This is a genomic window from Streptomyces sp. NPDC026589, assembly GCF_040638385.1.
GTDB lineage: Bacteria > Actinomycetota > Actinomycetes > Streptomycetales > Streptomycetaceae > Streptomyces.
In genome coordinates this window covers 85,852-106,356 of the sequence record NZ_JBEZYG010000017.1, presented here as the reverse complement: position 1 = coordinate 106,356, position 20,505 = coordinate 85,852, and the positions used below count along the sequence as shown (strand labels likewise).

Here is a 20,505-nt window from a genome sequence, read left to right as displayed (position 1 = left end):
TGCGTGCATGGGGAGGCAGGGGTGCGGCAAGGACCTGGTTGCCCGTATGGCCTGCGCAGCCCCCGTCGAAGAGGCGGGAAACCGAAGTTCAAGGTGTCCAGCACTGATCGGTCGCCTTTCCTGTCTGGGGGCGTCGGATCGGATGTCGACGAGTCCCCCTACCCCCTGCGGATCCCGGTCACGTCGTCCTTCCGGGCGCCCGGACAGGAAACGCCGCACTCTCCCGGGGTCAATCGGGGCTCCCGGCTCCGAAGAGGCCTTGGCCGAGTCGACGAACGCTCATGACGGCCTGAAAGTACCGCATCGGCGCGCCGTCGAACAGGTAAGATTGGCTTAAAATAACATTGCCGCATGATGAAGCTCACATGTTTCACCGAGTTGGTTGTTCCTGATTGTCCCTATTTTTCCCTGCTTTCGGCGCCAAATCCCCCAAGGGGGCAGGCGGCAAATAGCTGGCCGAAAGTGCCACTACGGACAGGAGGAGGCCGGAACGTGCCGCCCAGCGGCCGGTGAACCCAGCTGGGCCAGGGGATGACGTGGGTGGTTCAGGCGTCGGGGGAACCACGAGGAACGTGCCGTCGGGCCGCAGTCGAACGGTGAAGTCCCGAAAGCCGAAACGGGGTCCCGACCACGGCGAGAATGCCTTGTAGGAAGCCTCCTTGGCGCAGAAGAGCAGACGGTCCAGTGGCAGACCGGCGGCCGGGGGAAAGTCCTGCCGGAGCCAACTCGCTTCGACGTCCGTGACGATCCGCTCCGCCAGGAAGCGGGAGAGGGGCTCCCGCGGTTCCGCGTCGATGCCCAGAGCGGCGAAGTCCTCGGTCAGCGCGACAGCGGCCGCGCGATAGTTCCGGCAGTGGGTCATGCTCCCCACGACCCCCGCAGGCCAGCCGGGTGCGCCCAGGGGGCCGGGCACCAAGGGCGCCGGGTCCACCCCGAGGGCGGTCAGTGCCGCACGGGCGCACCCGCGCACCGTGGTGAACTCCTTGCGCCGCCCGTCGAACACCCCTTCCACCACTGCCTGTTCGGTGGCGAAGAGGGTGACGGCGCCGTCCGGGCCCTCGTCGTCGAATGCCTCCCGCGCCCGCACCCCGGTGGGCACCACCTCAGCGATCACGCCTCGCCTCCTCCTGCTCGACAACGGGTTACGTGGGCCTCGCGATTCTGCCCGGTAGCGGTGCGCCAGGCCTGCCGCGGGGGCTCGGTCCGGCGGCGGGGCGGGCCGGATCCGCGCCGGGACCATCGAGGTGTCCGACCGTGGTCCGGGCCGTCGAGCGGCAATTCCCGCCCCGTGAGTTGCCGGTGCGCTGCCTGGCCCGGCCCGTTCCCCATCGACCAGCATGCATCGCAGGTCGGCGGCGCACGCCCGGACGAGCGTGCAGACAAAGGACAGGGGACGACTAGCCATGGTGCAGGCGCGTCCCGAAGAGACCGGGCCGGCTCCGGCCGGCCCCCCGTCACTGTGGCGGGACCGCGACTACATGTACTGGTGGTCGGGCAACGGCCTGTCGACGCTGGGCACCAGCGTGTCGACGCTCGCCTTCCCGCTGCTGGTCCTCCACCTGACCGGATCCGCCGCCCAGGCCGGGGTCATCACCGTCCTGCACATGGTCGGCAAGCTGGCCACCCTCGCGGTGGGCGGGGCGCTGGCGGACCGGGTGTCCCGCCGCGCCATCCTGTGTCTCGCGCCGCTGGTCCAGGCGGTGTCGATGGGCGTCGTCGCCCTGCTGGTGTACCGGGGTGCCCCCTCGATCACCGCGATCGGCACGATGGCGCTCGTCAGTGGTCTGGCGGCCGGCCTGCGGGTCGCCGTCTCGATGCCGGTTCTCCGCAGGATCGTGCCCAAGGAGCAGATAGCGACCGCGACGGCCCAAGGCATGGGGCGCGACATGGTCGCCCAGCTGATCGGCGCTCCGCTCGGTGGCCTGCTCTACGCGATGGGCCGCTGGATCCCCTTCCTCTTCGACGCGGTCTCCTTCCTCTTCGTCACCCTGGGCTCCCTGTTGATCCGCCGGCCTCTCGGCCCGGACCGGCACCCCGGCGACGGGCCCAGGTCCAGCCTGGCCAAGGACGTGGGCGACGGCCTGCGCATGATCAGGCGCAGCGACTACCTGGTGTTCACGCTCATCTGGGGCGCTGTGCTCAACGCCGTCGCCGAGGGCTTCATCCTGCTCTTCGTGGTGCTGATACAGCACCGGGGAGGCGGGCCGACCGCGGTCGGTCTCGCCACCTCGCTCGCGGTCACCGGTGGTGTCATCGGAGCGGTCCTCGGCCCTTTGCTGATGGGCAAGTTGGGCGCACGGCGGGTCCTGATCATCTCCGCGTGGGTCTTCATGGCCTCCTTCGCCGTGGTGGTGTCGGTCTCCCAGCCGTGGCAGATCGGCCTGGTGGTGATGGTCGCCATGATCAGCATGGTGCCGATGAACGTCGTGACCGAGTCGTACGAGGTCCGGCTGGTCCCGGACCAGTACCAGGGCAGAGTCGCGGCGACCAGTCGCTTCTTCGTCCAAGGGGTCCAGTGGATCGGCCCGTTGGGCGCGGGCTTCCTCGCCGACGCGGCGGGCGTGGAGCGGGCCATCCTGGTGCTGGCTGCCGCCATGGCCCTGCTGGCCATCACCCTGCACGCGGCGCGGCGGTATCTCAGGGTGCTCGACACCCCGCTGACCGACGTGGAGGAACTGCTCCCGCCGGGCGCCCCGCCCACCGGCGAGGAGAGCGGGCCGGCGACCCCTCCGGAGAGCGACGTCCCCACTCCGGCGACCGGGACCAGGACGCCTGGAGAGGCACAGCAGCGATGACGGGCCTCGGCCCGCCGACCAACACACATGCCCGCCGACCGGAACACATGCCCGCCGACCGGAACGTATGAAGGAAGTCATGGAAGATCTTGTTCAGCCCATATCGCTGACGGACGCCGCCGAAAGTCTGCGGACGGGTGCTGTCGAGCCGCGGAAGTACGCGGCCAGGACCATCGAGCGCATCGCCGAAGTGGACGGTACGGTCCAGTCCTTCGTGGCGGAGCCCGGCCGGGCGGACCGGTTGGCCCACGCGGCCCAGGAAGCCGGCCGGCGCGGGGCGGAGCCGGGAGACCGGCCTCCGCTGTACGGAGTTCCGGTCGGGATCAAAGACATCATCCACGTCGAGGGGCTGCCCACCGGGGCGGGTTCGGCGCTGCCGCCCGAGGCCCTGGCAGGAGGGCAGGCCACGGTCGTGGACCGGCTGCTCCAGGCCGGGGCGGTCATCGCGGGAAAGACGGTGACGGGCGAGTTCGCCGTGACGGCGCCGGGGCCCACCCGTAATCCGCACCGTCCGGAGCACACCCCGGGTGGAACGAGCAGCGGCTCCGCCGCGGCCGTCGCCGCGGGTCTGGTGCCCCTCGCCATCGGTACCCAGACCATCGGGTCGCTCATCCGCCCCGCCGCGTACTGCGGAGTGGTCGGCTTCAAGCCGAGTCACGGACGCATTCCGCTGGACGGCGTCCTCCCCGTCGCCCCGACCTTCGACACCGTCGGCATGATCACCGCTCGGGTCGCCGACGCCGCCCTGGCCGCGAGCTGCCTGTGCGACGACTGGCGGCCCGACCGCACGGCCGCCGGCCGGCCGGTGCTCGGCATCCCGGAGGGCCCGTACATGGACTTCGCCGAGCCGGAGGCCCGTAGAGCCTTCGACGAGCAGGTGGCCGCGGTGCGCACGGCCGGCTACGACGTGGTGAGCGTCCCCATGTTCGAGAACTTCGAGGAAGAGGTCTTCGACTTCTTCGTGATCAACCTCTACGAGCTGTCCCAGGCGCACGCCGACTGGTTCGCACGCTACGAGGAGCTCTACGACGAGCGCACCGCCGAGGCCATCCGCCAGGGCCAGGGCGCCCAGGCGTCCGACCACGCTGCCTCGCTGGCGCGACGCGAAGCGTTCCGTGACCGGCTGGCCGCCTCCACGACCGAGCACGGCGTCGACCTGTGGATCACCCCTGCCGCCACCGGACCGGCTCCGCTCGGCCTGGAGAGCGCCGGGGACTCGGTGATGTCCCTGCCGTGGAGCGGCGTCGGCCTTCCGTGCCTCACCCTCCCCACCGCCCGTCCCGCGGGCGCCCTGCCGCTCGGCTTCCAGTGCGTCGGCCGTGCCGGTGAGGACGAGAACCTGCTGCACTGGGCCCTCGACCTCGAAGCCGTACTCACCGCCCGGGGGACCGATACCCGTGAGAGCTGAAGGACGACCGGTGGAGACTCCGGTGGAGATGGGCATCGTCGCGACCGGTACCGCGTTCGGCACCCCACGTGATGTGGCCGGGACCGCGCACGAGTACCTTCCCGACCCCGAGGCTGTCACCAAACTGGGCTACGAGACCTATCACCGGGTGGCCGACGGGGTGACGGCGGTCGACCTGGCGGCCGAGGCGTCCCGCGTCGCCCTGAAGAACGCCGGCCTCGACATCGCGGACGTGGACCTGATCGTCCTCGGCCACTCCGACATCCCCCAGTACCTGGGATGGGACCCCTCGGCGGCGATGGCCAGGGCGCTCGGCGCTCACGGCACCCCGACCGTGCTGTTCACCCAGTCCTGCGCGGCGTGGTCGTCGGCCCTGGACCACGCGGCCGGCGCGATGGCACTCTCGCCCGACACGGGCACCGTACTGGTGGCCATGGTCAACGTGGTCAGCGAGACGCACACCAACCGGATGGACTTCAACGGCACCATCGCCAGTGACGGAGCCGCCGCCGCCGTCCTGCGCCGGGGGCATCCACGCCTCCGTCGGCTCTCCTCCGCCGGCTTCACCAATCCCGAGTTCGCGGATCTGTTCCGTATCGACATCGGCGGATCCGCCCACCCCGTACCGCCTCCGGGCCGCACCCATCGCGACCTGGACCCGATGATCGCGGTCTACGAGCACTTCGGCGCGGACCCCGAGCGCTTCGGGCAGTTCATCGGGGAGGTCGTCGGACGGTTCACCGACGTGGTCGATCAGGCTCTGGCGCGGGCCGGCCGGGACCGGAGCGAACTGACCCGGCTCGTCTACTTCAACGACAACGCACGGGCGATCCACGGCGCCGCCGACGCGATCGGCCTCCACGTCGCCCGCACCAACGCCGAACTCGCCCGCCGACTCGGCCACATGGGCGCCGCTGATCAACTGGTCTCCCTCCACCTGCACGAGGAGGCCGGAGAGCTGGCGCCGGGGGACCTCCTCGCCCTCGCGGGTGTCGCCTCCCCCGGCATGCACTGGTTCTGCACGCTCATAGAGGTGTGAGACCGGAACAGCGAGACAAGGCGATGATCCCCATGTCACGACCCCAGAACATGTCACGACCCCAGAACGGGAAACAGAAATGACCACCGAGCCCGGGATCGAGCCGGAGGAACTGATCAGGATCTCCGAGGATCAGATCGCCCGATTCGTCGTCGAGCGCTTTCTCCCCGATGTCGAGTGGACCGAACTCGCGGCGGATGAGGACCTGTTGGCGACCGGGGTGATCGACAGCCTCGGGGTGCTGCAGATCGCGAGCTGGCTGGCGAAGCAGCACGGCATCGCTCTGGCCGGCCCTGAACTGACGTCCGGGAACTTCCGTTCCGTGCGGACCATCCGGGCGACGGCCGAGCGGGCGGAAGCGGGTGGCGTGGCATGACCCGCTCACTCGTCGCGTCGTTCACGGCCCGCGCGGCCGCCCAGCCCGACGCACCCGCGCTCATCTGGGAGGACCGGCCCGTAAGTTACGGCGATCTGTACGCCATGGCGGCCGGGGCGCGCGGCCAGGTCGAGGACGCGGCGCCGGACGCCGACCGTCCCGTCGGCCTGCTGGTACGCAAGTCACCGGAAGCCGTGGCCCTGGTCCTCGGCTGCCTGATGGCCGGCCGCTCCTTCCTCCTGCCCTCGCACGAACTGCCCGAAGCACCCCTGAAAGCCCTCTTCGAGCAGGCGGGATGTGCGGTGGTGCTCGGCCTTGCCGACGCTGCACCCGTCGACCGGGTGGTGGACCCGACCGGGGCTCCCAAGGGCCGGGAGGAGTACCCCCCCGCCCCGGCCGTCGACGACGACGCGGTGACCTTCATGCTCACCACGTCCGGCTCGACCGGTCTGCCCAAGGTCGTTCCGCTGTCGTCCGGCGCGGTCGGCCGTTTCACCGCGTGGGCGGCCGAGACCTTCGGGATCACGACCGGCGTCGCCGTCCTCAACTACGCGCCGCTCAACTTCGATCTCTGCATGCTGGACGTGTGGACGACGCTGGCGTACGGCGGCACCGTCGTACTGGTCGACCCGGGCAGGGGGGCCTCGGCCGGCTATCTGCGTGATCTGGTCGCCGATCACGCGGTGTCCGTGGTTCAGGGTGTGCCGATGCTCTTCCAGCTGCTCGCGGAGGCGACAGCGGAGAGCGGTGCTCTCGACACACCCGAGCACGTCGTCTTCGCCGGTGACAGCATGCCGGCCCGGGTGCTGGCCGGGGTGTCCGCCACCTTCTCCAAGGCACGCTGGTACAACAACTACGGTTGTACCGAGACGAACAACAGCTTCCTCCACGAAGTGGACCAGGACCGGCCCCTCCGTACCCCGCTGCCGATCGGCCGACCGCTGGCCGGTGTGCGCTGGCTGGTCATCGGCCAGGACGGCCGGGCGTTGGCCGGCCCCGGTCAGGGTGAGCTCTTGGTCAACACCCCTTTCCAGAGCGCGGGATACGTGAACGCGCCCAACGGGAGGACCTTCGCCCCGCACCCGGACGGCGCACCCGGCCTCACCTACTACCGCACCGGCGACATGGTCACCCTGCACGAGGACGGCGCCCTGAGCGTGATCGGCCGGACCGACTACCTGGTGAAGGTGCGTGGTTTCCAGGTCAGCACCCAGAGTGTGGAACAGATCCTCCTGGACCACCCGGCCGTCGCCGAGGCCGCCGTCGTCGCCCTCCCCGACCCGGTCGCCGGTCATCGCCTGCACGCCCGCCTTCGGCTGACCGACGCGGGAAGCGTGAACAGCCTTGCGTTGCGCAGGCATTGCTCGGAGCGAACCGTCCGCGCGGCGATCCCCAGCGTGATCGAGATGGTGACGGACCCGCTGCCCAGGACCTCCACCGGGAAAGTCGACCGTAACCGGATCAAGGCCTGCGTTCTCGCAGCGGAGGAGGAGCTGGCCCGGACACCGCGTCAGTGACGAGCGTGGCGGTCCGCCCGGATGTCCGGTGGACCGCCACGAGGGACGAGTTCGGTCGACGGGCGGGCGGGACGTCGGCACCGTGGCCCGGGGGCGCGGTGCCGGGAGCGGGTTATCGCGTCCTGAAGCGGCGGAAGAGGTTGCGGGCCACGTGGACGCCCGGCCCGCCGAAGCCGACGATGTCGACGCGTCCGTCGCCGGTGATGTCGGCCAGGAAGCGGGGGTGGCGGCCGACCCGCCAGCCGCCCGCGTCCTCGTTGTACCCGAACCCGCGGCACACCAGCTGGGCCTGTTCGAACCCGCCGGCGCCGTCGTTGTGCGATACCCAGACGCCCTCGTTCCCGAAGCCGACGATGTCCGGGTTGCCGTCGCCGGTGACGTCGGCGAGGAGCCGGAGGTGTTTCTCGCTGCTCCACCCCTGGGCCTGACCGTAGTCGTTCAGGATGAGCTGGGAGGGCTCGAACGTGCCGTCGCCGCGCCCGCGAGCGACGACGACGCCCTGCGGGCCGAAGCCGACGATGTCCAGAGGTCCGTCGCCGGTGGTCCTGACCGGGAACCGAGGGTACTCCTCGGCCGAGCTCCACCCCTGGTCGACCCCGAAGTCGGCGAGGACGTACAGCGGTTCGGCGAAAGCCCCTTCCTCGTCCTGGAGCGATGCCCAGAGGCCGTCGTCGTGGCAGCCGACGATGTCGAGCCTGCCGTCACCGGTGGTGTCGGCGAGGAAGCGGGGATGCTTGTCGACGAGCCAGCCGCCCGCCTCCTCGCTGTGACCGAACGCCCGGAGTGCGGGTTCGTCGGCGAGCGGTGCGAACTTCCCTTCCTCGTCCTGGAGCGATACCCGGAGGCCGTCGTCGTGGCAGCCGACGATGTCGAGCCTGCCGTCACCGGTGGTGTCGGCGAGGAAGCGGGGGTGCTTGTCGGCGAGCCAGTTGCCGGCCTGCGCGCCGTGGCCGAACGCCTTCAGGACCAGTTCGCCGCCGGAGGGCGTGAACGTGCCGCCCTCGCCCTGGGTGGACACCCGTACGCCATCGGCGGCGAGCACGACGACGCCGGGGCGGCTCTCGCCCGTGAGGTCCGCGAGGGTCCACAGGTCCTTGGGACTCGCGGAGGGCGCGGCCGGGTGCAGAACCCGTTCCTCATCGTCGAACGTCCCGTCCCCTCTGCTGGACGAGGTCACAGCCCCCTTGGCGGGTTTCAGCCCGACGATGTCCGCGAGCCCGGTTCCGGTGGTGTCGGCGAGGAACCGTTCGCCGAGCCCCGCCCACCAGCCCGCCTGCCCGGCAGCGCGGGGGTTGGGCCTGTCGGTCTTCCACCCGCCGGCGTCCTGGTCGCTGCCGTACTTCTCCATGACCAGCAGTACGTTGCTGAAGGAGGGCGTCGCGTCGGGTGCCGGCCGCAGTGCGCTCCTGTCGTGGGTCAGCCGCCAGGACTGGCGGCTGTTCCAGTGGCTCAGCGGCGCCCAGTCCAGCACGAGGTCGCTGGTGCGCTCCGGCTCGGCCGGGACGAAGCGCCACCGCTGGGTCTCGGCGCTGTCGTCGTACTCGCGAAGGACGATCCGGGTGTCGTCCTTCCCGGGTTCGTCGAGGTCGAGCACGGTGCCGTCGGTCGCGCCTTCGATGACGTAGAGGCCCGCTGTGCCCTCGACGGGGACGAGGCGCCACTGCTGGCTCTTCTTGCCCGAGGCATCCGACTGGCGGACGCCCTGGCCCGCGGCGGCTGGGGCGTCGAGCACTTTGCCGCTGCCGGCCGTGGTGCGGATCACGTACGCCGGGTCGTCCTGCGCCCCCGGCACGGGGGTGAACTGCCACAGCTCCGGGCGCGGGCCGTCCTCGGGGTAGTCGCGGACGACGAGTGTCCCGTCCGCGGCCGGCGTGGCCTGGGCGCCGAGGGGCCGGCCTGTGGCGGCGTTGACGATCTCCAGTTTCAGTTCTTGCGTGGGCACGGGCATCGTGGTGCCTCTTCCAGGCGGTTGGTGCGACGGCTCGGGACGGGTACGGCGTGACGGTGGCCGCGGCTCACGTGAAGACGTGGTGGTAGGGGACGTCCCACTCGTTGGGCAGCCGCGGGTAGAACGTGTTGATGACCGTCCCGGTGAAGTCCCCGCCCCAGTTGTAGGTGAGCCGCGCTTCGCTGTCCTTCGCCACCGCGTGGTCCTTGAACCCGAGGATGGCGTCGGGGTGGGTGATCGGCACGAAGGTGATCCCGCCCCACGGCGTCACCGTGACGACCCAGAGCTGGGTGTCCTCCGTCGCACCGTTCTTGCCGCGCCATTTGTCGCCCACCTTGCCGGGCAGGCCCACCTGCAAGGTGTCGGCCGTGCTCTGGGGGGCGTCCTGGTGGGCGGTGACGCGCCTGCGCTGGGGCTTCGGGGCTCCGTCGTCGCCGCGACCGGCATCCGCGTCGGCCGTGCCGGCGGGCGGGGGCGACACCTGGCCCGCGGCGCTCTCGATGAAGTACAGGGGGCGCTGTCCGAAGAAGCCGCCGGGGGTGATGTGCCAGAGGTGGCCCTGCGCGTCCTTGGTGGCCGGGTCGAGCGCGGTGGCGAGCTTCACGCCCTTGTCGTGGCTGCTCGCCGCCAGTTCCGCGGGGCGCAGGTAGCCGCCGTTGAAGGCGTGGACGAGCATGACGGGCCGGTTCTCGACCAGCGCGGCCACGATGGCGTTGTCGTAGCTGTTCACCGCCACCGGGCCGCCGACCACCAAATTCGCCATTGCCGTGCGTTCCTGGGTGTACATAGCGGAAACCTCACCTGTTCTTGATGTGGAGAACAACGCCTCAGGCGCTCAGTGAAGTGGTTTATCACGTGCCATTACCGGACGCTCCGGCGCTCGCGATCAGAAGGGCTTCATAAGCGAATGTATGATCGGAGTAAATGCGCCCAAAGTGACATCTTTCGAGGTCAGGATGCTAGGGAGGCGTGCTGGAAGGTCATCGATCGGGTGATCGCAGTCGCCGGAAATCCGTGATCACCCGTTTGAGTGTGATGCCCGGAGGTGCCTTCTCGGGTGATGGGGTCGCTGCTAGCTTCGCTTGCCGGAGCGTGTGCAGATTCCCTTTTTGCCATTTCACCGAGTGCGGTTTCGGCCAGATCAGTCGAGGACAGAAATTGCCTTCCAATGCGTACAACCTGGAACGGGCCAAGCGCCGGCCGCTGACGAAGAAGAACCTGCGGGAACTCAACATCGAGCAGACCTGGCAGTCCATCCTGGAGCACCCCAGCCTGGTCTACGTGGACGACTACGGGGTGCGGCACAAGCCCGTCGGGTTCTCCGTGAACAAGTCGAGCTTTGGCGCCTTCTCCGGCTCCGCGTACGGGCTGGGCTGGCTCGCCTACATGAACCTCGGGGAGCCGTTGATCGAGGAGCGGCGCAACATCGCCCAGCCGCCGCCCGACACGTTCTCCTCGCGCACCTACGTCAACCGCAGCGGGTCCGATATGAACTTCACCGACTCGGTCGACTTCAACGTGTCGAACGGGGCCACGTGGTCACTCTCGGGAGACACCAAGCTCACCTTCGGCGGCAACGTCAGCGCCCAGCTCGCGCTGCAGCTGCAGGCCAAGCTCGGTCTGAGCCTCCAGGGGCAGTTGGGGACGCAGCTCAAGAACGAGATGGCGAACAAGAACGCCAACACGGTGACCAATAAGCAGAGCAAGGACAGCATGGGCGTGGACAACGCCAACACCGTCGACACGTCGGTGAGCAACGGGATGACGAACTCCGCTTCGGCCACGTTGACCGGCTCGGTGGATTTCACGACCACGGGTACCGCGACCGGTACGGCGGGCCTCAACGCCGCGCTGGCCCAGGGCATCACGGCCTCCGCCGGCGGATCCCTGTCCACCGGCTGGTCCTCGAAATCACAGATCTCCGGCACGGTAAAGCCGAACTCCCGCGTGGAGACCATCGTCACGCAGCGCCGCGCCCTCAAGCAGTACGCCTACGAGATCCCGGTGACCTTCTCCGGGCTGCTCGCGGTGAAGTACGCGGTGCCGGTGGCCGTCCTGTCTCCCCCGCAGTCGGACGACTACCCCCGGCTCGACCAGCTGGTCGCCCGCGACATCAGCGACCTCGACCTGGCCGGCGGCGGCTTCCGCATGAAGGGGCTGGCCGAGGTGGTCTCCGCCCTGGAGGTCCACCACACGATGTTCGACGGCGAGAGCCTGACCGACAGCGAACGAGACCTGTACAAGCAGCCGTGACCGGCGGACGGCCCCGCAACAACGACCAGAGGTGACGAGCATGGTGTTCAAGAACGTCTTCGACTCCGCCGGACAAGGCGCGGGGCTCTTCTCCGTGATCACCGACCGCGACAAGCCGCAACCGGGAGCGGGTGTCGACTTCGAGGACGCGGCTGACGACACGTACGACGACACGACCGCGAGCCTGTTCACGAGCGGGATCCATGGTGCCTCCCACCGGGCGAAGATCGTGCAGGAGCAGGCATCCGAGGCGCGGGTCATCCTGGGCTTCCTCGCCTCCTTCATCCAGACCAGCCGGGCATCCGCCGACACCCAGGCCGCCTACGCCCAGGACCCCGGCTCGGTGTCCACGGCCGCGGCCGCCGGCATGGACAAGTCCAGCGAGACGGTGAAGCAGAACGGCGACCTGCAGAAGGACGAGGGCCTCAAGGCGCCGAAGAGGGACGACTTCAAGGCTCCCGACGCCCCGGCGTCGCCCAAGGCCGAGGAGCCTCCCAAGGCGCCCAAGGCCACCGCCGAGAAGCCGGCCGACTCCAAGTAGGTTTTCCCGATCCGAGTGGTCAGGGGCGCCGCCGCCCCTGACCACTCGTGCGTTCACACCGGGAGCAGCTGCCACTGGCGGTCGCGGTGGTCGCCCTGGGCCCCGTACTGCTTGATCACCGTGGGGGCGTTGGTGTCGACGCGAAGGAGCAGACCGCTGTTGCGGTTCGCGATCTCATAGACCCGCGGGGTGTCGGTAACCGACCCCACCGGGATCAGCCGCCACTGCTGGTGCTCGGCGTCGCTGCCCTCGTACGCTCGCTGCGCGACCACCGCGCCGTCCACGGTGCCTCCTCCGACGACCTCCAGGACCTTGCCGCTGCGCAGGTTCTCGATCCGGTACAGGACCTCGCCGTCGTCCTGGCCCGAGGCGATCAGCCGCCACCGCTGGTGCGCCCGGGGGGAGGTGAGGGACTGGTGGATCTCGGCCCCGTCCTTGGTGGACTCACGCAGGACCCCCATCCGTAGTTTGCTGCGCACGTTGGTCCAGGAGACCACGGTGCCCGACTCGGGCAGCCCGGCCATCTTCTCCGACGCGATCTTCCGGATGCGGTGGTTGCTGTAGTCCGCGATGTAGAGCGTGTCAACGCAGTCCACAGCAAGTCCCAACGGGTTACTCAGCTGGGCAGATGCGGCCGGGCCGTCGTCACCACCGAAGCCGGCAGTGCCTTTGCCCGCGATCGTGCTGATCTGCCCGTCCGGCGTGACCTTCCGAACCCGGTGGTTACCGTAGTCGGAGATGTAGAGGATGCCGGTGCTGTCCGCCACCACCCCCAAGGGGGTGTGCAGCTTGGCCGAGGCCGCTGGGCCGTCATCCCCGCCGAAGCCCGCGGTGCCCGTGCCGGCGACCGTGCTGATCTGCCCATCGGCAGCCTTGATCTTCCGGATCCGGTGATTGGCGGAATCGGCGATGAAAAGATCGCCTTCGCCGCTCAGCACCACTGCGTACGGGTTATTCAACTTGGCGGTCGCCGCTGGACCGCCGTCTCCGCCGAAGCCCGCAGTGCCCGTGCCGGCGACAGTGCTGATCTTCCCATCGGTCGTGATTTTCCGGATCCGGTGGTTGTGGTAGTCGGAGACGTAGAGGACTCCAGCACTGTCAACCGCTACCCCCATCGGGAGGTTCAACCGTGCGGCGGTGGCGGGGCCGCCGTCCCCGCTGAACCCGGCGGTGCCCATGCCGGCGACCGTGGTGATCTGCCCGTCGGGCGTGATCTTCCGGACCCGGTGGTTGGAGGAATCGGCGATATAGACGGCTCCGGCGCGGTCCACCGCCACCTCACGCGGGCCGTTCAGCTGAGCCGAGACGGCAGGGCCGGCGTCTCCTCGGAAACCGGCGGCCGCTCCTGCGACCGTGTTGATCTTCCCGTCGGTGGTGATCTTCCGAACCCGGTGGTTGGAGTGGTCGGAGAAGTAGAGGGTGCCGGCGCTGTCCACCGCGAGCCCGTACGGACGGTTCAGCTGCGCCGAAACAGCCGGCTCGTTGTCCCCCTTGAACCCCGCGACCCCGGTCCCCGCGACCGTGCTGATCCGAGGTGCCGAGTCCTCGCTGCCGGTGGCTGCCGCCTGTGGAGTGCTCACTGTCATCCCTTCACCGTTCACCGACCGCCCACTACAGCCGGTTGTCGATCGATTCCAACAAGACATGCGGTCATCCGGTCGGCAAAGTCACCAACGGGTGTCTCTGTGTATTGAGTTGACGGAGGCCGACCCCTATCGGCTGCGGCTCGCCGCCGGTGCCGAGAGGTGACACACGGGCGCGGCGAGCTGCACGGTCGATGATCCGCGGCGGACACTTGCCCCATGCCTGACATGCTGCGCATCTGGATGAGACACGAGTCCCGGCGGAACGAACGGCGTGCCGCGCTCGTGCCGGAAGACGCCCGCAAGCTGATCGCGAGCGGAGTGCACCTGACAGTCGAGGAATCCCCGCAGCGCGTCTTCTCCGCGCACGCGTACGCCGATGGCGGCTGCGCGATCGCACCGCAGGGCAGCTGGGCGAGTCACTGCCCTGCGACGGACGTCATCCTGGGCCTCAAGGAACTACCCGCCGAGCCTACGAACCTGATGCACCAACACCTCTTCTTCGGCCACGCCTACAAGGGGCAGCCGGAGGCGCCGCGGCTGCTGCGGCGCTTCCAGGCAGGCGGCGGTACTCTGCTCGACCTCGAACAGCTCCTCGACGCCGAAGGCCACCGGATCGCGGCCTTCGGCTACTGGGCGGGTTACGCGGGCGCCACACTCGCCGTTCTTCAGTACCGGGGCGAGCTGACGGCGCCGCTCGCCTCCTCATCCAGCACGGAACTGCGCAGGCGGCTGGCCCCCGGCCGACGCGGGAGCGGCGTCACCGCCGTGGTGATCGGCGCGGACGGACGCTCGGGGCACGGGGCCTGCGACGCACTCAGGACGGCCGGCATCGAGCCGACCTGTTGGGGGTCCGATGACACCCGGGACCTGGACCGGGACGCCCTGCTTGCCCACGACATCCTCGTGAACACCGTCGGATCCCGTCGGCCGGTGCCTCCGTTCCTGACGAAGGCCGACCTCGACAACGAGCGGCGGCGGCTGTCGGTGATCGCCGACGTGACCTGCGACGTGGGCTCCGACCTCGACACCCTTCCCGTCCACGACCACATCACCGACTGGGACAACCCCGTAGAACGGCTGCGCGAGGGCCCCAGGCCCCTGGACATCATCGCCATCGACAACCTCCCCTCCCTCGTGCCTGCCGAGGCCAGCAGGGCCTTCTCCGCCGACCTGTGGCCCCTCCTCCTGTCGTTGCGGGAGGGCTCAGAAGTCTGGGACCGCTGCCGGGGGGCGTTCCGTCACGCTGTGGCCTCACTGGGCAGGCGGGGCTGAACGGCCCGGAGCGCAAGGAAGGACGCCGCCGAGGGCGAGCCTCCGTCGCCGTGCGGACGGTCCGCCTCAGGCGGTGTCGATCTCCAGGAACTCCCGGAACTCCGCCGTGTCGGCCGGATCGTTCAGTGCGGCGTTCCACCGCGCGATGTCGTCACCCGAGACGTCGGCGTCGAGTGGCAGGAAGACCCGGACGGCGTTCGGCCACTGCTCGAAGAATCCACGGGCAACCGCGTCGGTCAGCGTCTGTGAGATCGAGTCCCACACCGCCCTGCGGAACACGCGAAGGCCCGGCACCGCGACGGGGTCGGCGCCCGCACCGGTGAAGCGTTGCCGCGCCCGTTCTGCCTCGGCGCGGATCGGCGCCAGTGGGTCGTCGATCCCCTGAACCCCGACGATGTCCAGATCCCACTCGCCGAGGTGCCATTTCACGTCGATGGCGAACTCCGGTTCCTCGGCGGTCATCCCGTCGAGATGATGCCGCGAGTGCGCGAAGGCGACGATCGACGTGGCGCCGGCGTCGGTCGCGATGCCGACGCCGACCACATCGTCCGCCGGTGACTGTCCTGCGACCGTCAGGACGGCCCGCTCGAGCGCCGGTCCGAGGCGATCGGACCAATCGCGCGCCCACGCGCGGAGCTCAAGATCCATGGCTCCATTGTCGACGCTCTCCGACCGGATCTCGCCCGCGTCAATGCCGCCGACGCCGACACCGACCATGAACCCGGCGGGGCCCCGACGAAGCCACCCGAGCGGGTTCGGTGCCTACCCATCCACATGAGGTGACTTCTCGGTGTAGGTGCTGCGGCACCCGCCCCGGGCGGCCGGGTGGGCGTTCCCGTCGAGGCCGGCGCCCAACGGCTCGTCACGGTGGGGGTCCCGCTCCTCGCTCCGCTCGGCCTCTGCCTCGAAGGTGCGCAGCAGATTGGCCGCGACGCTCACGGCGATGGTCGCGGGGTCCTTGCCGGTGATGTCGGCCAGCCCGATCGGGGTCTTGATCCGGTCGACGGCCGCCTCGTCGTGACCTCCCTCCGCGAGGAGGCGCTTGCGGAACCGCACCCACTTGGCCGCCGACCCGATCAGCCCGATCGAGCCGAGGTGGGGTGCCCGCAGGGCGGCGTCGCAGAGAGCGGCGTCCTCGGCGTGATCGTGGGTCATGATCAGGACGTGGGTGCCGCGCGGCAACGCGTCGAGGACCTCCTCGGGCAGCAGCGGAGTGTGGTGTACCCGCACCCCCGCCACCGCGTCCGCGAGGACGGCGAGCCGCTCCTCGGCGAGGATGTCCGAGCGGCTGTCGATCAGATGGAGGTCGAGGTCCTGCCGCGCCAGGACGCGCGCCAGCTCCATCCCGACGTGCCCGACGCCGAAGATCGCCACCGCCCGTACCACCGGGAGCGGTTCGAGCAGCACCGAGACCGTGCCGCCGCAGCACTGCACGCCGTGCCGGTTGGTCACCTTGTCGTTCAGGGCGAAATCCAGCAGCTCCGGTTCGGCCGAGGACGTGGCGATCAGCTCCCGGGCCCGGTCGATCGTGACCGCCTCGACGTTGCCGCCGCCGATCGAGCCCCAGGTCTCGCTCCGCCCCACGACGAGTTTCGCGCCGGCGTTCCGAGGGGCGTGGCCGCGCACGGTCGCGACGGTCACCAGCACACCGGCCTCCCGGCGTGCTCGCAGCCGCGCGACCGCGCCGAACCAGGTCATGTCAGGCACCGCTCAACGCCGCTGTCCCGGTCGGACTCCCGGCTTCGGCGGTGAGGCCGTCGGCGGCGTGACCGTTCGGGGAGGGGACGGCCCGACGGCTCGCCTCGACCGCCCAGTACACCGCCTCCGGCGTGGCGGGCGAGGCGAGTTCCACGCTCACGCCGGGCGGTCCGAACGCCGCGGCGGCCTGCCGCAGCGCCTCCCGTACCGAGAACGCCAGCATCAGCGGAGGCTCACCCACGGCCTTGGACCCGTAGACCGCGCCCTCCTCGGTGGCGTTCTCCAGCAGCCGTACGTGGAACTCCTGCGGCATCTCCGAGAAGCTGGGCAGCTTGTACGTACTCGCCGCCTGGGTCAGCAGCCGGCCGCGGCCCGGCCCGTCACCGGTGTCCCAGCGCAGGTCCTCCAGCGTCAGCCAGCCCGCGCCCTGCACGAAACCGCCCTCGACCTGACCGATATCGATCATCGGGGAGAGGCTGTCGCCGACGTCGTGCACGATGTCCACCCGCCGGAGGCGGTACGCGCCGGTGAAGCCGTCCACCTCCACCTCGGCCGCTGCGGCACCGTAGGAGAAGTACTTGAACGGTGAGCCCTGGAACGCCTTCGCGTCCCAGTGCAGCCCCTCGGTCCGGTAGAAGCCCGCCGCCGACAGCTGCACGCGCTGGAGGTACGCGGTGCGCACCAGGTCGTCCCAGGCCAGCTCGTCGTCGCTGCCGAGGGCCCGCGCGACGCCCTCGACGATACGCACGTCCGAGGCGCTCGTCCCCAGCCGGCCACCGGCCACCTGGAGCAGCCGCTCGCGGATCTGCTCGCAGGCGTTCTTCACCGCCGCGCCGTTGAGGTCCGCCCCCGCGCTGGCCGCGGTGGCGGAGGTGTTGGGCACCTTGTCGGTCCGCGTCGGGGCGAGGCGCACCTTGTGCAGCCCGATGCCCAGCGTCGTCGCGGCCACCTGGAGCATCTTGGTGTGCAGGCCCTGACCCATCTCGGTGCCACCGTGGTTGATCAGGACCGAGCCGTCCTTGTAGACCAGGACCAGCGCGCCGCCCTGGTTGAAGGCGGTGAGGTTGAACGAGATGCCGAACTTGATCCCGGTGACAGCGAGACCCCGCTTGGTGTTCGGGTGGGCGGCGTTGAACGCCGCGATCTCCCGCCGCCGGTCGGCGACGCGGCCGTCGGCGCACACCTGCCGCCAGACGGTGGAGATCCGTTCGGCGTGCGTGACCACCTGCCCGTACGGCGTCGTCTGCCCCTGCCCCGGCCGGTAGAAGTTGCGCTCCCGCAGCTCCATCGGGTCCAGGCCGAGCAGCGGCGCGCACCTGCCCATGATGTCCTCGATCACCAGCATCCCCTGGGGTCCGCCGAAGCCCCGGAAGGCGGTGTTGGAGACCTTGTTGGTCTGGGCGATACGGCCCGCGACCCGGGCGTTGGGGATCCAGTAGGTGTTGTCGATGTGGCACAGCGCACGGGCGACCACCGGCTCGGACAGGTCCAGGCTCCAGCCGCCGTCCGCGGTCAGGGTGGCGTCCAGGGCCTGGATACGGCCTTCGGCGTCGAAGCCGATCCTCCACTCCGCGTGGAATCCGTGGCGCTTGCCGGACATGGTCAGGTCCTGGGTGCGGTTGAGCCGGACCCGGACCGGCCGGCCGGTCAGCCGGGCGCCGAGCGCGGCGACGGCCGCGAAGCCGTGCGGCTGCATCTCCTTGCCGCCGAAGCCGCCGCCCATCCGCAGGCACTGCACGGTCACCTCGTGACTGTGCAGGCCGAGCACGTGCGCGACGATCTCCTGGGTCTCGGAGGGGTGCTGGGTGCTGCTCTGGACGAACAGCTGCCCGCTCTCGTCGACCAGGGCCAGCGCCGCGTGCGTCTCCAGATAGAAGTGTTCCTGGTCGGAGAAGTGGAACTCGCCCGAGAACACGTGCGCGGAGTCGGCGAAGCCGGCGTCGACGTCGCCGGTGAGCATCACGGGCCGGGCCCCGTGGAAGCTGCCGGCCGCGATCGCGTCCCGCAGCGCGATCAGGGAGGGCAGTTCGTCGAGGTCGACCTCGACGGCCGCCGCCCCGAGCCGGGCCGCCTCCAGGGTCTCGCCGAGCACCCAGGCGACCGCGTGGCCGTGGAACATCACCGTGTCGGGGAACAGCGGTTCGTCGTGCTTCATGCCGGCGTCGTTGACGCCGGGCACGTCGGCGGCGGTCAGTACGCGGACCACACCGGGCACGGCGAGCGCGGGCCCGGTGTCCAGCCGGCTGATCCTGCCGTGGGCCTTCATGACCTGGACCGGGTAGGCGTGCAGCACGCCCTTCGTGCGATGGACCAGGTCGTCGGTGTAGAGCGCGGCGCCGGTGACGTGCTGGGTGGCACTCTCGTGCGGCATCGAGACGCCGACGACCGGCTTCGCGGGGCGCTGGGACAGCTGGCTCATGAGGAAACCGCCTCGGTCGTCTGCGCGTACAGCTTCAGCAGGCTCTGGCCCAGCATCGCGGAGCGGTAGGCGGCGCTGGCGCGCTGGTCGTTCATCGGCGTGCCCTCCGCCCGCAGCACCCGCGCCGCGGCCTCGACGGTCTCCGCCGCCCACGGCCTGCCCTCCAGGGCCTTCTCGGTGGCCAGGGCGCGGATCGGGGTGGCGGCGACTCCGCCCAGACCGATGCGGGCCTTCCGGACGATCCCGCCCTCGACGTCGAGGGCGAAGGCGACCGCCACGCTGGAGATGTCGTCGAAGCGGCGCTTGGCGATTTTGTGGAAGGCCACGACCGGCGACAGCGGCAGCGGGACGCGCACCGCGCGGATCAGTTCGCCGGGGCGGCGCACGTTCTGCCGGTAGCCGGTGAAGTACTCCGCGAGGGGGACCTGCCGTTCTCCGTCGGCGTCGGCGAGCACCACCGACGCCTCCAGTGCGAGCAGCACGGGCGGGCTGTCTCCGATGGGGGAGCCGGTCCCCAGATTGCCGCCCAGCGTCGCGCCGTTTCGGATGAGCCGCGACGCGAACTGCGGGAACAGCTCTGCCAGCAGCGGGACTTGGCCGTCCAGGCGGCGTTCGATCTCGGTGAGTGTCAGTGCCGCCCCGATCTCGACGGCGTCGGATGCGACGCGCAGTTCGCGCAGTTCGGGCAGCCGGTCGACGGCGATCACGCAATCCGCCCTGCGGGCGCGGATGTTCACCTCGACGCCCCAGTCGGTGGAGCCGGCGACCACCACCGCGTCGGGCCGCTCGCGCAGCAGCCGCAGGGTCTCGCCCAGGGTGTTCCTCCGCAGGAACGTGCTGCCGTCCCGGACGTACTCGGTGGCGACGGGCGGGGGCGGGGACTGTGCACGACGCTGGGCGAGCGGGTCCTCGTCGGTGGGCGCGCCGACGGCGAACGCGGCATCGCGAATCGGACGGTATCCGGTGCAGCGGCACAGGTTTCCGCTCAGCGCGTGCAGATCGAAGCCGTTCGGCCCGTGCTCGGGGTCGGCGCCCCCGGCCGGGTCCGCGTGGGCGCAGCGGTCGGGCCGGTAGTACTCGGCGGCCATGCTGCAGACGAACCCCGGTGTGCAGTAACCGCATTGGGAGCCGCCGCGGAACGCCATCTCCTCCTGCACCGGGTGAAGCGTGCCCGGCGGGCCGGCCGCACCGACGGTGGCGAGCCCCTCGGAGGTGACCACCTCCTGTCCGTCGAGCGCCGCGGCCGGGAGGAGGCAGGCGTTGACCGCCACCCAGTCGGTGGGCTCGTTCGTCCCGGGACGGGCGACCAGGACCGCGCAGGCGCCGCACTCGCCCTCGGCGCAGCCCTCCTTGGTGCCGGTGAGGCCGCGCTCGCGCAGGAAGTCCAGCACCGTGGTGTGGGGCGCGGCCGGTGAGATCGGGGCTTCGGTCCCGTTGACCGTGATGCGTGGCGTCGTCACGACAGGTCTTCGTTCCGTCGCGCGGTGGGCGGGTTCATCATCTTCGTCAGTGTCTTCGTCAGTGTCTTCGTCAAAGTCGGACAGCTCTCTTGATTCGGACGCGCCACGGGAGAGGAGCGGGCGCGAAGCGGCGCACGGACAGCGGTGCGCCGCGAAAGAAGTGATGGAAAAGGGGCAAAGCGGCGAAGCGGGG

At 70.2% G+C, this 20,505-nt stretch carries 15 protein-coding genes and 1 pseudogene; 8 read left to right on the top strand and 8 right to left on the bottom strand.

What is annotated here, in order from left to right; genetic code table 11:
* Nucleotides 1-370: 370 nt before the first annotated feature.
* Nucleotides 371-1,114: a 4'-phosphopantetheinyl transferase superfamily protein gene (locus AB0F29_RS27555; RefSeq protein WP_361877157.1), complete on the bottom strand. Its 744-nt coding sequence runs from the start codon at nt 1,112-1,114 to the stop codon at nt 371-373.
* Nucleotides 1,115-1,403: 289 nt separating this feature from the next.
* On the opposite strand from AB0F29_RS27555, the gene AB0F29_RS27550 reads away from it, so the two are divergent.
* From AB0F29_RS27550 to AB0F29_RS27530, 5 genes are all read left to right on the top strand, one after another.
* Nucleotides 1,404-2,795, top strand: coding sequence for an MFS transporter (locus tag AB0F29_RS27550; protein ID WP_361877154.1), 1,392 nt, complete (start codon nt 1,404-1,406; stop codon nt 2,793-2,795).
* Nucleotides 2,796-2,874: 79 nt separating this feature from the next.
* A complete protein-coding gene (locus AB0F29_RS27545; RefSeq protein ID WP_361877152.1) occupies nt 2,875-4,203 on the top strand; it encodes an amidase in 1,329 nt (442 codons plus the stop codon).
* 10 nt (nt 4,204-4,213) lie between these two features.
* Complete coding sequence (locus AB0F29_RS27540; RefSeq protein ID WP_361877149.1) at nt 4,214-5,242, top strand: 3-oxoacyl-[acyl-carrier-protein] synthase III C-terminal domain-containing protein; 1,029 nt, start codon at nt 4,214-4,216, stop codon at nt 5,240-5,242.
* A 79-nt stretch (nt 5,243-5,321) separates the two neighbouring features.
* The gene (locus AB0F29_RS27535) at nt 5,322-5,618 is read left to right on the top strand and encodes a phosphopantetheine-binding protein (RefSeq protein ID WP_361877146.1); all 297 of its coding nucleotides are present in this window, start codon (nt 5,322-5,324) and stop codon (nt 5,616-5,618) included.
* Nucleotides 5,615-7,135, top strand: coding sequence for an AMP-binding protein (locus AB0F29_RS27530; protein ID WP_361877143.1), 1,521 nt, complete (start codon nt 5,615-5,617; stop codon nt 7,133-7,135). Before AB0F29_RS27535 ends, AB0F29_RS27530 begins: the two co-directional genes overlap by 4 nt.
* A 112-nt stretch (nt 7,136-7,247) precedes the next feature.
* On the opposite strand, the gene AB0F29_RS27525 is transcribed toward AB0F29_RS27530, so the two are convergent.
* Together AB0F29_RS27525 and AB0F29_RS27520 are read right to left on the bottom strand one after the other, a co-directional pair.
* Nucleotides 7,248-9,083, bottom strand: a complete 1,836-nt coding sequence (locus AB0F29_RS27525; protein ID WP_361877140.1) for an FG-GAP-like repeat-containing protein — start codon at nt 9,081-9,083, stop codon at nt 7,248-7,250.
* Nucleotides 9,084-9,150: 67 nt separating this feature from the next.
* Nucleotides 9,151-9,870 carry a hypothetical protein gene (locus tag AB0F29_RS27520; protein WP_361877137.1) on the bottom strand — a complete coding sequence of 240 codons (720 nt, stop codon included), beginning with the start codon at nt 9,868-9,870 and terminating at the stop codon, nt 9,151-9,153.
* 371 nt (nt 9,871-10,241) lie between these two features.
* Between AB0F29_RS27520 and AB0F29_RS27515 the strand changes: the two genes are divergently transcribed.
* Both AB0F29_RS27515 and AB0F29_RS27510 read left to right on the top strand, forming a co-directional pair.
* Complete coding sequence (locus AB0F29_RS27515) at nt 10,242-11,336, top strand: hypothetical protein (RefSeq protein ID WP_361877134.1); 1,095 nt, start codon at nt 10,242-10,244, stop codon at nt 11,334-11,336.
* A gap of 40 nt (nt 11,337-11,376) precedes the next feature.
* Entirely contained in the window at nt 11,377-11,877 is a 501-nt protein-coding gene (locus AB0F29_RS27510) for a hypothetical protein (protein ID WP_361877132.1), read from the top strand.
* A gap of 53 nt (nt 11,878-11,930) precedes the next feature.
* Here the strand turns inward: AB0F29_RS27510 and AB0F29_RS27505 are convergent, their stop codons facing one another.
* On the bottom strand, nt 11,931-13,463 hold the full coding sequence (locus AB0F29_RS27505; RefSeq protein WP_361877129.1) for an RICIN domain-containing protein: 1,533 nt from the start codon (nt 13,461-13,463) through the stop codon (nt 11,931-11,933).
* Nucleotides 13,464-13,679: 216 nt separating this feature from the next.
* On the opposite strand from AB0F29_RS27505, the gene AB0F29_RS27500 reads away from it, so the two are divergent.
* A complete protein-coding gene (locus AB0F29_RS27500) occupies nt 13,680-14,735 on the top strand; it encodes a saccharopine dehydrogenase (protein ID WP_361877126.1) in 1,056 nt (351 codons plus the stop codon).
* A gap of 66 nt (nt 14,736-14,801) precedes the next feature.
* On the opposite strand, the gene AB0F29_RS27495 is transcribed toward AB0F29_RS27500, so the two are convergent.
* The 4 genes and pseudogenes from AB0F29_RS27495 to AB0F29_RS27480 form a co-directional block, all read right to left on the bottom strand.
* On the bottom strand, nt 14,802-15,383 hold the full coding sequence (locus AB0F29_RS27495; protein ID WP_361877123.1) for a hypothetical protein: 582 nt from the start codon (nt 15,381-15,383) through the stop codon (nt 14,802-14,804).
* A 249-nt stretch (nt 15,384-15,632) separates the two neighbouring features.
* Nucleotides 15,633-16,433, bottom strand: a pseudogene (gene xdhC, locus AB0F29_RS27490) (xanthine dehydrogenase accessory protein XdhC); the annotation flags it as partial.
* Between the two features lies 1 nt (nt 16,434).
* A complete protein-coding gene (gene xdhB / locus AB0F29_RS27485; RefSeq protein WP_361877120.1) occupies nt 16,435-18,852 on the bottom strand; it encodes a xanthine dehydrogenase molybdopterin binding subunit in 2,418 nt (805 codons plus the stop codon).
* Complete coding sequence (locus AB0F29_RS27480; RefSeq protein ID WP_361877117.1) at nt 18,849-20,312, bottom strand: FAD binding domain-containing protein; 1,464 nt, start codon at nt 20,310-20,312, stop codon at nt 18,849-18,851. The genes xdhB and AB0F29_RS27480 overlap by 4 nt, the downstream gene beginning before the upstream one ends.
* Nucleotides 20,313-20,505: the final 193 nt, after the last annotated feature.